This is a genomic window from Agromyces sp. P1_H4 (genome assembly GCF_056405255.1).
The window spans coordinates 1-14,792 of the sequence record NZ_JBFUCL010000052.1 but is presented as its reverse complement, the minus strand read 5'-3'; the positions used below and the strand labels follow the sequence as shown (position 1 = coordinate 14,792).

The 14,792-nt window shown below is 70.3% G+C and carries 12 protein-coding genes; 5 read left to right on the top strand and 7 right to left on the bottom strand.

Annotated elements, in window-relative coordinates:
* The 3 genes from AC1DY2_RS05565 to AC1DY2_RS05555 form a co-directional block, all read left to right on the top strand.
* Nucleotides 1-869, top strand: an 869-nt coding sequence (locus AC1DY2_RS05565) for an ABC transporter permease (protein ID WP_476761511.1), incomplete at its 5' end; no start/stop codon positions are given.
* A gap of 9 nt (nt 870-878) precedes the next feature.
* Nucleotides 879-1,679, top strand: coding sequence for an ABC transporter permease (locus AC1DY2_RS05560; RefSeq protein WP_476761510.1), 801 nt, complete (start codon nt 879-881; stop codon nt 1,677-1,679).
* Between the two features lie 210 nt (nt 1,680-1,889).
* Nucleotides 1,890-5,099 carry an ExeM/NucH family extracellular endonuclease gene (locus AC1DY2_RS05555; RefSeq protein WP_476761509.1) on the top strand — a complete coding sequence of 1,070 codons (3,210 nt, stop codon included), beginning with the start codon at nt 1,890-1,892 and terminating at the stop codon, nt 5,097-5,099.
* Between the two features lie 131 nt (nt 5,100-5,230).
* Here the strand turns inward: AC1DY2_RS05555 and AC1DY2_RS05550 are convergent, their stop codons facing one another.
* Together AC1DY2_RS05550 and AC1DY2_RS05545 are read right to left on the bottom strand one after the other, a co-directional pair.
* Complete coding sequence (locus tag AC1DY2_RS05550; RefSeq protein WP_476761508.1) at nt 5,231-7,150, bottom strand: vWA domain-containing protein; 1,920 nt, start codon at nt 7,148-7,150, stop codon at nt 5,231-5,233.
* 244 nt (nt 7,151-7,394) lie between these two features.
* Entirely contained in the window at nt 7,395-7,949 is a 555-nt protein-coding gene (locus AC1DY2_RS05545; RefSeq protein ID WP_476761507.1) for a hypothetical protein, read from the bottom strand.
* A 106-nt stretch (nt 7,950-8,055) separates the two neighbouring features.
* On the opposite strand from AC1DY2_RS05545, the gene AC1DY2_RS05540 reads away from it, so the two are divergent.
* The gene (locus AC1DY2_RS05540) at nt 8,056-8,661 is read left to right on the top strand and encodes a nucleoside deaminase (RefSeq protein ID WP_476761506.1); all 606 of its coding nucleotides are present in this window, start codon (nt 8,056-8,058) and stop codon (nt 8,659-8,661) included.
* Between the two features lie 108 nt (nt 8,662-8,769).
* Here AC1DY2_RS05540 and AC1DY2_RS05535 read toward each other — a convergent pair whose 3' ends face one another.
* Entirely contained in the window at nt 8,770-9,570 is an 801-nt protein-coding gene (locus AC1DY2_RS05535) for a MarR family winged helix-turn-helix transcriptional regulator (protein ID WP_476761505.1), read from the bottom strand.
* 480 nt (nt 9,571-10,050) lie between these two features.
* Here AC1DY2_RS05535 and AC1DY2_RS05530 point away from each other — a divergent pair, with 480 nt between their 5' ends.
* Nucleotides 10,051-10,371, top strand: a complete 321-nt coding sequence (locus AC1DY2_RS05530; RefSeq protein ID WP_476761512.1) for a MarR family winged helix-turn-helix transcriptional regulator — start codon at nt 10,051-10,053, stop codon at nt 10,369-10,371.
* Between the two features lie 183 nt (nt 10,372-10,554).
* On the opposite strand, the gene AC1DY2_RS05525 is transcribed toward AC1DY2_RS05530, so the two are convergent.
* The 4 genes from AC1DY2_RS05525 to AC1DY2_RS05510 are packed head-to-tail and all read right to left on the bottom strand — an operon-like array spanning nt 10,555 to nt 14,738.
* Nucleotides 10,555-11,691, bottom strand: a complete 1,137-nt coding sequence (locus AC1DY2_RS05525) for an ABC transporter ATP-binding protein (protein WP_476761504.1) — start codon at nt 11,689-11,691, stop codon at nt 10,555-10,557.
* Complete coding sequence (locus tag AC1DY2_RS05520) at nt 11,688-12,719, bottom strand: ABC transporter permease (RefSeq protein WP_476761503.1); 1,032 nt, start codon at nt 12,717-12,719, stop codon at nt 11,688-11,690. The genes AC1DY2_RS05525 and AC1DY2_RS05520 overlap by 4 nt, the downstream gene beginning before the upstream one ends.
* A 1-nt stretch (nt 12,720) precedes the next feature.
* Nucleotides 12,721-13,701, bottom strand: a complete 981-nt coding sequence (locus tag AC1DY2_RS05515; RefSeq protein ID WP_309975967.1) for an ABC transporter permease — start codon at nt 13,699-13,701, stop codon at nt 12,721-12,723.
* Nucleotides 13,698-14,738, bottom strand: a complete 1,041-nt coding sequence (locus tag AC1DY2_RS05510) for an ABC transporter ATP-binding protein (protein WP_476761502.1) — start codon at nt 14,736-14,738, stop codon at nt 13,698-13,700. Before AC1DY2_RS05510 ends, AC1DY2_RS05515 begins: the two co-directional genes overlap by 4 nt.
* Between the last annotated feature and the right edge of the window lie 54 nt (nt 14,739-14,792).

Here is a 14,792-nt window from a genome sequence, read left to right as displayed (position 1 = left end):
GCACGCCGGCGCGCGCGGCATCCGTGTTCCTGAGCACCCACCCGCGCACGCGGCTGGCCCTGCTGCTCAGCGCGCCGCTGTTCTGGCTCGGCATCGTCTACATCGTGGCGCTCGTCCTGCTGCTCGTCACCGCGTTCTGGTCGGTCGACAGCTTCACCGGCGAGATCAGCCAGACGTGGACGCTCGACAACATCATCACCGTGGTCACGGGATCGCTGTACCAGACCGTGACCCTGCGCACCCTCGGCGTGGCCCTCGCAGTCACCCTGATCGACGTGCTCCTCGCGCTGCCGATCGCGTTCTTCATGGCGAAGGTCGCGTCGCCCAGGATGCAGCGCATCCTCGTCATCGCGGTGCTCACGCCGCTGTGGGCGTCGTACCTCGTCAAGGCGTACGCCTGGCGCTCGGTGCTGTCGCAGGACGGCATCCTCGAGTGGCTGGTGGCGCCGTTCGGCGGGCACACGCCGGGCTACGGCCTGCCGGCGACGATCATCACGCTGTCGTACCTCTGGCTGCCGTACGTGATCCTCCCCATCTATGCGGGACTGGAGCGCGTGCCCGACTCGCTGCTCGAGGCATCCGCGGATCTCGGCGGCCGCACGTGGCCGACCATTCGCCTGGTGGTCTTCCCGCTCGTGCTGCCCGCCATCATCGCGGGCACCATCTTCAGCTTCTCGCTGTCGCTCGGCGACTACATCACGGTGAACATCGTGGGCGGCGCGAACCAGATGCTCGGCAACCTCGTCTACACGAACGTGGGCGCGGCGAACAACCTGCCGCTCGCGTCGGCGATCGCGCTCATCCCGATCGTGATCATCTTCGGCTACCTCTTCCTCGTGCGGCGCACCGGCGCCCTCGACAACCTCTAGGGGCGACGGATGCGACTCTCCCGACTCTCCCGCACGACGCTCGGCGTCGTGACCGGCCTGATCCTGCTCATCGTGTACGTGCCGCTCTTCGTGGTGCTCGTGAACTCGTTCTCGACGTCGACCTCGCTGACCTGGCCGCCGCCCGGGTTCACGCTCGAGTGGTGGGGCCGCGCGTTCCAGAGCGCCGGCGCCATGGAGGCGGTGGCCACGAGCGTGCAGATCGCCGTGGTCGCGACGATCATCTCGCTCGTGCTCGGCACGCTCATCTCGATCGCGCTGCAGCGGTTCTCGTTCTTCGGCCGCGACGCGATCAGCCTGCTGATCATCCTGCCGATCGCGCTGCCCGGCATCATCACCGGTATCGCGCTGAACAACTTCTTCCGCACGATCATGGGAGTGCCGCTCTCGATCTGGACGGTCGTGATCGCCCATGCCACGTTCTGCATCGTCACGGTCTTCAACAACGTGATCGCGCGCCTGCGCCGACAGGGCACGAACCTCGAGGAGGCCTCGGCCGACCTCGGCGCCGGGGTGTGGACCACGTTCCGGCTGGTGACCTTCCCGCAGCTGCGGTCGGCACTGCTCGCGGGCGGGCTGCTCGCGTTCGCGCTCTCGTTCGACGAGATCATCGTCACGACGTTCACCGCGGGGTCGGGCGTGACCACCCTGCCGATCTTCATCCTGAACAACATGTTCCGGCCGAACCAGGCGCCGGTGGTGTCGGTGATCGCGGTCGTGCTCGTGGTCGTGTCGATCATCCCGATCTACATCGCGCAGCGGCTGTCGGGGTCGGAGCAGCAGCGACGGTAGATCGAGCCGAGTGGATGCCGCGTGGCGGTGTCGGGCGTCGGCGGGCCAAGCGTGCTGCTCATGTGAGCGCGGATGCCGCGGCATCCTGCACATGTGGGCGGTTCACCGAGTCTTCACGCGCTCGGGCCTTCCCCGGCGTCGGAACGCTCCCGTAGTCTGACCCCGTTCGGGGGCCGGGAGGGCTCCGTTTCCGTGAGGCAGGGAGTTCCCATGATCCACTCCGTCCGACGCGTCGCCGTCACCGTCGCCGCAGCATCGTTGCTGGCGGTCGGGGTGTCCGCGACTCCAGCGCTCGCGGCGGAACCCGCGACCGACCTGCTCATCAGCGAGGTCGTCGAGGGCAGCTCCAACAACAAGGCGTTCGAGATCGCGAATCCGACGGATGCCGCGGTCGACCTCTCGACCTACTCGGTGGCCATGTACTTCAACGGCAGCGCCACGTCGACGCTCTCGGTGCCGCTCACGGGCACCGTCGCCGCGGGCGATGTGCACGTCGTCGTCAACGCGCTGGCGGGCGCGCCGCTGCTCGCGTTCTCCGACCAGACCGTCTCCGGCAACTGGTTCAACGGCGACGACGCCCTCGTGCTCCGACACGGCGACGCGGTCGTCGACTCGTTCGGCCAGGTCGGCTCCGACCCGGGCACCGAGTGGGGCTCCGGCCAGGCCTCCACCCAGGACAACACGTTGCGCCGCCTCGCATCCGTCTGCGTCGGCGACACGAACACGACCGACGCGTTCGACCCCGCCACGCAGTGGGCCGGATTCCCCGTCGACACGTTCGACGGGCTCGGATCGCACACGACCGACTGCGGCGACGTGGAGCCCGCGGCCCCGGTCATCAACGAGTTCTCGGCGAGCACCGCCGGCGACGACGTCGAGTACGTCGAACTCCTCGCCGAGCCCGGCACCGACCTCAGTGGTCTCCGCGTCCTCGAGATCGAGGGCGACTTCGCGGCCGGCGCGCCCACCGCACCCGGCACCGTCGACGAGGTCATCTCGTTCGGCGCACCCGACGCCGACGGGCGGGCGCTGGCCACGCTCCCGGCCAACGCGCTCGAGAACGGCACCGTCTCGCTCCTGCTCGTGCAGGGCTTCGCCGGAGCGCTCGGCAACGACCTCGACGCGAACGACGACGGCACGCTCGAACTGCCCGACGGCGTCACCCTCGTCGACGCCGTCGCGGTCAACGACGGCGGCGCCGGCGACCGTACCTACGGTGGCGTCACCCTCGGGGTCGCCTACGACGGGCTCGCATTCGCGCCCGGCGGCGCCTCCCGCATCCCCGACGGCGCCGACACCGACACGTCGGCCGACTGGGTGCGAAACGACTTCGACAAGGCCGGCATCCCGGGTAACACCGGCACCCTCATCGAGGGCGAGGCGCTGAACACGCCGGGTGCGGCGAACTCGACCGGCAACGACCCCGAGCCCCCCGGCGGTGCGAACTGCGAGGCGCCGACCGTGACGATCGGGTCGGTGCAGGGCGCCACGGATGTCTCTCCCGCGGTCGGCTCGACGGTCGAGCTCGAGGGCACCGTCGTCGGCGACTTCCAGACCGGCGGATTCGACGGGTACTACCTGCAGGACGCGGGAGACGGCAACGCCGCGACCTCCGACGGCATCTTCGTCTTCGCCTCCGGCGGCCTCGACGTCGCCCTCGGCGACCAGGTCCACGTCGTGGGCAAGGTCAGCGAGTTCTTCGGCATGACCGAGGTCACGGCCACGGGCGCCGCGGTCTGCGCCACCGGCGGCGAGCTGCCCCCGGCCGCCCAGATCACGCTCCCCGCCGACCCAGCGGGCTACGAGGCCCTCGAGGGCATGCGGGTCACGCTCCCGCAGTCGCTGAAGATCGAGGAGTACTTCGAGTTCGGGCGCTTCGGAACGGTCACGCTCGGCACCGAGCGCCACATGCAGCCGACCGCCGTCTACGACGCCGGCTCGCCCGAGGCGATCGCGCTCGCCGAGGCCAACGCCCGCGACACGATCACCCTCGACGACGGCCGCAGCCAGGAGAACCCCGACCCCGCCATCCACCCGAACGGTGAGGTCTTCACGCTCGCGAACACGTTCCGCGGTGGCGACCTCGTCGCCAATGCCACGGGCGTGCTCGACTACCGCTTCGACACGTGGGGCGTGCAGCCCACCGAGGGCGCCGACTTCACGTCGGTGAACCCGCGCCCCGCGGTGCCCGAGGTGGGTGGCACCACCACGGTGGCCAGCTTCAACGTGCTCAACTACTTCACGACGCTCGACGATCGCGGCGCGAACACCGCCGAGGAGTTCGAGCGGCAGGAGGCGAAGATCGTCAGTGCGATCTCGCAGCTCGACGCCGATGTCGTGGGGCTCATCGAGATCGAGAACAACGGCGGCACCGCGGTGAACACCCTCGTCGACGCGCTCAACGAGGTGATGGGCGCCGGCACCTACGACGCCATCGACACCGGCGTGGTGGGCACCGACGCGATCACGACGGCCTTCATCTACAAGCCCGCCGAGGTCGAGCCCGTGGGTGGATTCGCGATCCTGGACACGAGCGTGGACCCCCGCTTCCTCGACGACTTCAACCGCCCGGCGCTCGCGCAGACGTACCGTGACCTCGAGACCGGCGGCGACGTGACCGTCGTCGTCAATCACCTGAAGTCGAAGGGCTCCGACTGCGACGCGGTCGGCGACCCCACCGACCCCGACGGGCAGGGCAACTGCAACGGCGTCCGCACGGCGGCGGCTGAAGCCCTCGTCGACTGGCTGGCCACGGGACCGACCGGCGCCGAGCCGGGCCGCGACCTGATCATCGGCGACCTGAACTCGTACGACAAGGAGGACCCGATCCAGGTCATCACGGGCGCGGGCTACACCGACCTCACCCTGCGCGACCAGGGCGAGTTCGCCTACTCGTACGTCTTCGACGGCCAGCTGGGCTACCTCGACTACGCGCTCGCCGGCAGCGGCATCGCCGATGAGGTCACGAAGGCCGAGCACTGGAACATCAACTCCGACGAGCCGAGCCTGCTCGACTACGACATGACGTTCAAGAAGCCGGCCCAGGACGCGCTGTTCGCGCCCGACCCCTTCCGGTCCAGTGACCACGACCCCGTGCTCATCGGCCTCGACCTGACGCCGCCCGACACGACCGCTCCCAAGCTCGTGCTCACGGCGACGCCCGATCGGATCTTCCCGCCGAACAACAAGTGGCGCACCGTCACGGTCGACGTCCAGGCGACGGATGACTCGGGCGGCCCGGTCACGGTCGAGCTGGTGGACGCGCAGGCCGCGGGCCACAAGGCCGAGGTCCGTGTCGTCTCCGACACCGAGTTCCAGGTCGTCGCTCGCATCGGCGCGGAGTACACCTTCACCTACGAGGCCACCGACGCGAGCGGCAACACCGCCGCCCAGTCGGTCACGGTGCGAGTCGGCCCCTGAGGTCCCCCGACGACTCGCCCACGATGACGGATGCCGCGCAGCCCCTGGCTGCGCGGCATTCGCCGTTCTCACGGACTCCGCCGCACCACCTGGCGCTCCATGCGCGGCGCCGGGACTGAAGCGGTCGGGTCTCAGAAGCTCGTGACGAGGTCGCCCAGGACGTCCCCGACCTTGGTCGGGTCGGTGGCGTCGTAGTAGTGGGCGCCGGTCGCGCTGGAGATCGACTGCAGCGTCGCGACGTCGGCGTCGGCGCCATAGGCGAGCGTGAAGACGAGCACCGGGTTGTGGTCGTGGTGGCCCTTGAGGCCGCCCAGCATCTGGTCGGCGGAGATCGTCGGATACAGGGTCTCGTTCTTCCCGTCGCTCAGTAGCACGATGGCGTTGATGCGATCGGCGTGCCAGTCTTCCGAGCGCTCATGCACGAAGGTGTCGACGGCCGAGTAGAGGGGCGTGAACTCGACGGGCTTCAGGGCTCCAAGGGCCTTCAGGAAGCCCGCGCGCTCAGTGCCGATGTCGGCCACGGGGCTCACGAGTCCTGGGGTGATGGCGCCGTCGTCGTCAGCAGAGAAGGCGGCGAGGCCGACGTTGTCGCCCGGCGTGAAGTGGCCGAGCGCCTGGGTGATCGCATCCTTCGCTGCGGCGAGCTTGGTCTTGCCCCCGGCGATCGGCTCCTCCATCGAGCCGGAGACGTCGACGAGGAACAGCACCTCGGCGCGCTTGCGCACCTCGGGGAACGCCTCGTGCGATGCACGGATGATGCGTGCGCTCGGGAAGGGCAGCGCTCCGGTCTGGTCGGTCGCGAGCGTGCCGACCTGCGCCACGAGCGGATCGAGCGCGCCGTTGAGGTCGCGGTACCCCGACTCGCGGACGATCTGCTGCCCCTGCCTGGTCGCCGTGTAGCGCAGGAAGTCCTGGCCTGCCGCGCTCTCGGCCTCGTCGACCCACGTGCCGTTCATCACGACGGCCGGGTTGTCGGCCTCGTAGTAGCCGTCGCTCGGGTAGATCGGCACGAGCTGCTCCTCGGGAGGATCGCTCTGCACGCGCGTGACGCCGTCGCGGCTGGTGATGCCACGGTTGTAGTCCCACACCGACTTCTCGTCGACGATCACCGCCGAGAGGAAGTCGGCCACCGACCCGGCGTCCTCGGACTGGCGCGCGTGCCAGAGGAAGTGCTCGGGGGTCGCCATGTAGTGGCTCGTCGAGAGCTCATGCTGCCGCACCTCGTCGGTGATGTCGGCATCCTCGATCTGGTCGACGGTCAGGTCGGCGAGCGAACCCGCCGCCGAGCCGTAGGAGGCGAGGAGTGCCGCCTCCCCGGAGCTGGCGATGAGCGGGCTGGTCTTGCCGAGCTTGAACGTGCCCCACTCGGGGTGACCGAGATCGGCCCAGGCGTTCTCGTCCTCTGATGCCGCGAAGACCTCGTCCCACGTGGGGGCCTCCGCATCCCAGCCGATTGCCGTCGCGAGGGCCTTCGGCATCGCGAGCACGATGTCCGAGGACCCGATGCTCGCGCTCTCTGCAGGTACGCTGGCGCCACCGCCGGTGTTGCGGGCGATCCCGATCCACGAGCTGGCGTCGGGAATCCACACCGTCGGGCGCTGGTCCTCGGGAAGGTTCTGGAAGTTGGCGGACGCATGCTCGGCGGCGATGCCGGACTTGTCCTTCGTGGCGACGATCGACACGCACCTGCCGTCGACGTCGCGCGGCTGGCCGTTGTAGCCGTCGACGAGCCGCGAGACCATCTCGGAGTTCTCGAGCGAGGAGAGCACGGTCACGGTCGTGCACGGCGCGGCGCCGGCGGCAGCAGCCGGCTCGTCATCCGCGAACACGACCGGCTCGGCCGCGACGGGCGTCTCGGTTGCCCCGCCGGCCTCGTCGGGCTGGCCTTGGCCGTTGAGCATCAGTGCCGTGGCGGTGCCGCCTGCGACGAGCACCAGGACGAGCGCGCCTGCGACGACGATCCAACGCCTGCGTGAACGGCGGCGGCGCTGCTCACGCTCTCGGCGCTGCGCGCGGCGCGGCTCGGGGGCCCCCGCACTCACTCGGTCCATCCGATCTCGGGATCGCGAGCGAACGGGGCATCGTCGATCACCGACGATCCGACCGCAAGCGGCGATACCGTCGCGCGACGAACGGCAGGGGTGGGCAAGGTGGTGTCCTCTGATGGGGGGTTGGGACGAAGCCGAGCATATATCGGAGACCTGAGCAGACCCAAGGGTCTCCTTGGGTGAACACCGTGAGGAAGCTGTGCGTCGTCTGACCGCCGACTGATCCCTCTGCGGCGAGGGGCCGCGATCAGGAGGTGGAGTTGACCATGCCGATGATGACGGCAGTCCACCAGGCGACCTGCGAGACGACTGCGCTCCCGATGAACCGCGCACGAGCCCGCTTGGGAAGCGCCGCGAAGCGCATCTTCCGCGGGAAGCGGGCGAAGTACATCGTCCACCGGGTCAGTGCGACGCCGTTCAGCGAGAGCACGAGCACGGCGGCCAGCTTGACTAGCGTCGCCGGCGACGAGAGGTCGGGATGGAGGAGAGCACCGCTCGCGAGGAGGCCGATCAGTCCTGCCCAGATCGGCAGCTTCAACGTGAGGTCGACTTGGCGCAGGTCGCGTACCGATCGCCACTCCGTGATCCACAGCACGCCGTACCACTCGACCATCAGCACTGCACCGAACCCGACGATGAGGGAGGCGAGGTGCACGAAGAGCGCGACCGCGTGCAACCACGGCGGGGCCACGATGAGCTGGCTGACCCAGATCGACGCGGCCCATCCCGCTGCGATCGCGACGTATGCCACCGCACGCCGGCGTCGCCGGTGGCGCTGCTTGGCCTTGAGGGTCGTCGTCACGGATCCAGCGCCGGCCTCTCGCTCGTCCTGGGTACGCGGTCGCGTAGTTCGTCCGCCGACAGATTACCGAACGCGCCGGAGACCCGGGCACGGCAGAATGGGGCGCATGGACGCACCGCACGCCTCCACCTTCAGCGCATCGCTGCCCCCGTGGCTCGTCGACGAGCTGCCCGGGCTCGCCGCGGCGCCGCCGCTGGGCACGCCCGAGCAGCGGGTCCAGCTCGCCAATCGGCTCGCCGATCGCAACTGGCGGGCGGGCAACGGCGGCCCGTTCGCCGCGCTCGTGGTCGACGCGGCATCCGGTGCCCTCGTCTCGGTGGGCGTGAACGTGGTGCTCCAGGAGAACCTGAGCGGTGTGCACGCCGAGATGATGGCGCTGAGCCTCGCGCAGCGTCGACTTGGCCGGTGGGATCTCGGCGCCGGCGGCGAGGAACTCGAGCTCGTCGTCAACTGGCGACCGTGTGTGATGTGCTACGGCGCCACCATGTGGGCCGGCGTGCGGTCGCTCGTCATCGCGGGCGAGGGTGCCGAGGTCGAACAGCTCACCGGGTTCGACGAGGGGCCGATGCCCGAGGACTGGTCGGGGGAGTTCGAGCGACGGGGCATCCGCGTGTCCGTCGGGGTGGGTCACGACGACGCGCTCGAGGTGTTCCGTGCCTTCGGCGCGTCGGACGCGGTCGTCTACAACGCGCGCGGGGCGACCGGCTCGTAGCGTTCGTCCGCCTCGACACGACGAAGCCGGGAGCACTGGCGCGCGCTCCCGGCTCCGGTGTCTCAGTCCGGCTCAGCGGCCGGGCGTCAGCGTGCGGACCGACGAGGCTCAGGCCTCGGGGTTCGGCTCGTCGTGGTGACGTCGGCCGTGTCCCTTGTGACGCCGGTCCTCGTGCAGGTGCACGTGGACGTGGACGTCCTGCACGCTCGGCTGCGGGCCGAATCCGGGACGCGGCCCGAATCCGGGACGCGGCCCGAATCCCGGGCGGTGCTCGAAGCGCCCGCCGTGACCCTCGTGGCTCTCGTGACCGGCGTGGGCGTCGGGGCCCTCGGCACCGGCAGGGGCGCCGAAGCCATGGTGCATGCGAGCGCCGTGCCATCCGCCGAAGCCGTGGCCGCGTCCGCCGTGCCCGGCGTGCCCGCGGCGTCCACCGCGATGTCCGCGGGGGAGTGGCTGCGACTCGTCCCAGCCGAGTTCGCGGGCGACCGCCTCGAGCGTGCGAAGCGTCGTCGCGAAGTCCTCGGCCGGGACCGCGCCGGCGACCCGCTCGCGGAGCGTGCGCACCTGGTCCTCCAGCCGGACGCGGGCCGCACGGCCGGCGTCGGTGACCTCGGGCGGCATGCCGTCGATCCAGCCGCGCTCCACCAGGCGGTGAAGTGCATGCGGCTTGGCGCTGAGCCGCTCGGCGAGCCGCTCGTCGCGGACCTCACCGGCGAGGAGGTTGAGGATGCGCCAGTCCCGGCGCGTGATGCCGTCGGCGGCGAACAGGGTCTCCATCTCCTCGGAGAGGCGACGGTCGACGAGCTTGAGCCAGAACCCGAGCGGGCGGCCGGTTGGCTCGGACTGCTCGGGCCGGTCGCGCTCGTCGGGCTGGTCGGGCTGGTCTGGGTTGATCTGATCGGTGGTCATGGTGTTCCTTTCCCGGTGCGCTCGATTGGCGCCCGGCGCGCGTTGCGCGATTCTCGTGTTGCATGTCAATGGACATGTATATGTACGATGACATGTATGACCCCGCCTCGTCAAGACGGACTCGGCGAACCCCCAGGTTCGGACCGTTCGGGCGGTTCGGACGGTTCGCGGCGCTCGGATGGATCGGGCGGCGCCGTCGGGCCGGTCGACCCCGTCGCGGYGGTCGAAGCGGCGCTGGCCGTGTTCCGCGGCCGCGGTCCCGGCGGTCCGTTCGGACCCGGCGGCGGCCCGAGCGGCATGGGGCCTCGAGGATGGGGCGGTCCCGGTTCCCAGGGCGGGCGAGGCGGTCCCTTCGGCGCGGGCGGTCCCGGCGGCGAACACGACCACGACGAGCCACACCATCACCGCGATCCACGCGGTGGCGGACCAGGACGCCACGGCGGCTGGGGAGGGCCGGGCGGGCGTGGCGGTCACGCGGCGATCCGCGTCCTGATGGTGCTGGCGAACCATGGACCGAGCTCGGTGAGCGACCTGGCGGCGGCGATCGGCGTCGACCAGCCCAGGGCCAGCCGGCTCGTGCAGGCCGCCGTCGACGCGGGCCACGTGCGGCGCGAGGTCGACCCGAGCGACGCACGACGCAGCATCCTCGTCATCACGGAGTCGGGCCGCACCGCCCTGTCGGCGGTGCTCGACCACCGCCGCACCGCGATCGAGCAGGCGCTCGCCGGCTTCACGCCCGCCGAGCGCGACGAGTTCGCCCGGCTGCTCTCGCGCTTCACGGAGGCGTGGCGCCGGGGCTGATCGCCGCCGCCGGACCGCTGACCGCGGCATCCGCTCGCCGCCGTCAAGCCGGCGCCCGCGGCATCCGCTGCCCACGACGGGGCACCGGGATTCAGGCGAACAGCCGGGATTCAGGCAGGAATCGGCGATCGTCGCCTGAATCGGCGCCGACCGCCTGAATCCGCGCCGAGCCGACGCCCCCGCTCAGCGCAGCGACAGCTCCGCGGGCACCGGCAGCGGCTCCTCGCCGACCGCGCGCACCGCGGCCGGGTCGTGGCGCAGGCACGCGACCGAGCGCCGGGGGTCATCGCCTTCCACGTTCGGGTGCACGAGCTCGGGGTTCACCTTCGAGCAGGCGTCGAACGCGAACGCGCAACGGTCGCGGAAGGGGCATCCACCGCCGAGCTTCGACAGGTCGGGCGGCGAGCCGGGGATGCCGGTGAGCTCGCGTCGAGGCCCGCGCAGCGGCGGGAACGAGTGCAACAGCGCCGACGAGTACGGAWGCCGCGGCCGCTGGTACACGTCGAGCGCGGCCGCGTCCTCGACGATCTCGCCCGCGTACATGATGGCGATGCGGTCGGCGATCTCGATGAGCAGCGACACGTCGTGGGTGATGAAGATCACCGAGAAGCCGAGTCGCTCGCGCAGGTCGGAGATCTGCTCCACGATCTGGCGCTGCATCACCACGTCGAGCGCGGTGGTCGGCTCGTCCATGATGAGCACCTGGGGGTCGAGGGCGAGCGCCATCGCGATCATCACGCGCTGGCGCATGCCGCCCGACAGTTGGTGCGGGTACGACCGCAGGCGGTCGGGCGAGATGCCCACGAGCTCGAGCAGCTCGGCCGATCGCTCGAGCGCCTCCTTCTGCGAGACCTCGGGGCGGTGGGCGCGGATGCCGTCGGCGATCTGCCGCCCGATGCGGAACACCGGGTTGAGCGAGTTCATCGCGCCCTGGAACACGATCGCGAGGTCCTGCCACCGCGAGGCGCGCAGCTGCGTGTCGTTCAGCCGCAGGATGTCGGTCTGGCGGCCGTCGCGGTCGGTGAAGAGCACCTCGCCGCCGGTGATGAGCCCCGGCGGGGGGAGCAGCCGCGTCGCCGCGTAGGCGAGCGTGGACTTGCCGCAGCCCGATTYGCCGGCGAGGCCGAGCACCTCGCCGCGGCCGAGCGTGAGCGACACCTGGCGCAGCACGTGCACGGGGTCGCCGTCGTACCCGTAGTCGACCGAGAGGTTCTTGATCTCGAGCACCGGGTCGCTCACGGGCGTGAGCGACTGCGGGTGGCCGAGTGGCCGGCCGAGCGGGTTGCCGAGCGGCCGGCCCTGCGGATTCGTGAGCGTCATGCGCGGTCCTCCTTCGCCTCGTAGACGACCGGCGTGAAGCCGATGCGCGGTCGGATGCCGCGCTTGCGCAGCGACTTCGCGTTGAGGCCGGTGGAGCGCAGGCGCGGGTTGACGAACTCGTCGATGCCGAAGTTGATGAGCGTCAGCGACATCCCGAGCAGTGCGATGCAGAGGCCGGCGGGCACGAACCACCACCAGGCGCCGCGCTGGAGCGCGAGCTGCGACTGCGCCTGGTAGAGCACGGTGCCCCAGTTCCACTCGCCGGTGTTGCCGATGCCGATGAACGAGAGCGTGATGAGCGAGAGCACCGCGAACGCCACCGTGCCGACGAAGCCCGCCGCGATGATCGCGGTGAGGTTCGGCAGGATCTCGGCGGTGATGATGCGCCACGTGCGCTCGCCGTTGGCGCGGGCCGACTCGACGAAGTCGCGTCGCCGCAACGAGAGCGTCTGGGCGCGCAGCACCCTGGCGCCCCACGCCCAACCGGTGATCGCGATCACGAGGGCGACGGTCACCCCGCCGACGGTCGGCAGTTGCCCGGCGATGAGGATGATGAGCGGCAGCTGCGGGATCACGAGGAACACGTTCGCGAGCACGGACAGGGTCTCGTCGCCCAGGCCGCCCACGTACCCGGCCGTGACGCCGACGATCACGCCGATGGTCGTCGCGACGATGCCGGCGACGAAGCCGACGACGATGACGCCGCGGGTGCCGACGAGGATCTGCGAGAACACGTCCTGCCCGAGGTGCGTGGTGCCGAACCAGTGCTCCCACGACGGCGGCTGCAGGATGTCGTCGCTGCGGGCGCTCGGGTCATAGGGCGCGATCCACGGGCCGATGATGGCGATGAGGAAGAAGAACGCGAGGATCACCATGCCGGCGATCGCCTTCGAGTTGCGCAGGAAGAGGAACTTGCGGGGTCCGCGCGACGAGCGCCGCGGCGCCGCCGAGACCACGCCCGTGGCGGGCGCCTGCGACGGGCGCGCGAGCTCTTCGCCCTCCTCGACGATGCTGGTGTCGATCGTCATCTCAGCCCTCCTGTCGGGTGCGCGGGTCGAGTACCCCGTAGACGAAGTCCGCCACGATGTTCGCGAACAGCACCGCGAGCGTGATGACGAGGAAGATGCCCTGCATGAGCGGGTAGTCCTTCGCGGCGACCGCCGTGAAGAGGAAGTAGCCGATGCCCTGGTAGGAGAAGACGATCTCCATGACGAGCGTGCCGCCCACGATGAACCCGAGCGACAGCGCGAAGCTCGACACCTGCGGCAGCACCGCGTTGCGGGCCGCGTAGCCGAACATCACGGCGCGCTCCGACAGGCCCTTGGCCTGGGCGACGGTGACGTAGTCCTCGGAGGAGACGGTGACCATCATGTTCCGCATGCCGAGGATCCACCCGGCGATCGACGAGATGACGATCGTCATCGCCGGCAGGAAGCCGTAGTAGATCACCGAGCCGATGAACTCCCACGACCAGGTCGGCACGAGCGACCGGTCGTAACTGCCGCTCGCGGGGAACCAGCCGAGCGTCACCGAGAACAGCGAGATGGCGATGAGGGCCAGCCAGAAGTACGGCACCGACGAGAAGAACGTCGAGATCGGCAGGAGCGAGTCCGCCCACGTGCCGCGGCGCCAGCCGATGCCGGTGCCGATGAGCGTGCCGATCGTGAAGCTGATGATCGTGGCGATGCCCACCAGCCCGATCGTCCACGGCAGCGCCTGCTGGATGACCTCGGTCACGGGCGTCGGGAAGTAGGTGAACGAGATGCCGAGCTCGCCGTGCAGGATGAGGTTCCAGTAGTCGAGGTACTGCTGCCAGATCGACACGTCCTCGTCGAGGCCGAACAGCGCCCGCAGCGCCTCGGTCGCGTCGGGCGAGATACGGCCCTGGTTCTTCGCGATGAGCGCGCTCACCGGGTCGCCCGGCAGGAGCCTCGGGATGATGAAGTTGATCGTCACCGCGGCCCAGAACGTGATCACGTAGAACATGAAGCGGCGCAGGAAGAACCTCATGCGCGGTCCTCCTTCGCGAGTGCCTCGACGACGGACCCGACGCGGGGGCGGTCGGGTCGATCGGAGTAGCCCCAGCAGGCGGCCTCGCGGCCCTCGCCGACGGCCATGAGCGGCGGCACCTCGGTGCGGCACAGGTCGGTGGCGAACGGGCAGCGCGGGTTGAAGCGGCATCCGCTCGGAGGATTCACGAGGCTCGGGGCCTCGCCGCGTGCGCCGCGGGCGCGCGCCTCGAGGTCGTCGGGATCGGGCGCCGAGCGCACGAGCAGCTGGGTGTACGGATGCTTCGGGTCCTGCGTCACGGACTCGGAGTCGCCGCTCTCGACGATGCGCCCGGCGTACATCACCATCGTGCGATCGGCGAAGTAGCGCGCCGACGCGATGTCGTGGGTGATATAGAGGATCGCGAGGTGCAGGCGGTCGCGCAGGTCCTGCAGCAGGTTCAGGATGCCGAGGCGGATCGACACGTCGAGCATCGAGATCGGCTCGTCGGCGAGCAGCACCTCAGGGTCGGCCGCGAGAGCTCTGGCGATGGCGACGCGCTGGCGCTGACCGCCCGAGAGCTCGTGGGGGAACTTGTCGATATACCGCTCCGAGGGCCTGAGCTGCACCCGGTCGAGGAGTTCCTCGAGGGCGTCCTCGAGGGCGGCGCCGCGGAGGCGGCCGCGGTGGATCCGGATGCTTCGCGTGAGCGTGTAGCGCACGGTGTGCACGGGGTTCAGCGACCCGAACGGGTCCTGGAAGATCATCTGCACGCGACCGACGTAGGCGCGGAACGCCGGGCGGCGGCGGGCCGTGGCATCCGTGCCGTGGAGCAGGATGCGACCGCCCGTGGTGGGCATGAGCTGCGCGAGCAGCCGGGCGATGGTCGACTTGCCCGAGCCCGACTCGCCGACGAGGGCGAGCACGCGGCCGCGGTGCAGCTCGAGGTTGACGTCGTCGACGGCGTGCACCACGCCGCCGCGCCGCCCCGACCCGCGGAGCTTGAAGTGCTTCTGCAGGTCGACGGCCTGCAGCACGGGAGGCTCGGATTGCGTCATGGTCACATCCTCGTGAGGTGGGGAGCCGGTGCGGTGCGATGCGAAGGCATGCAC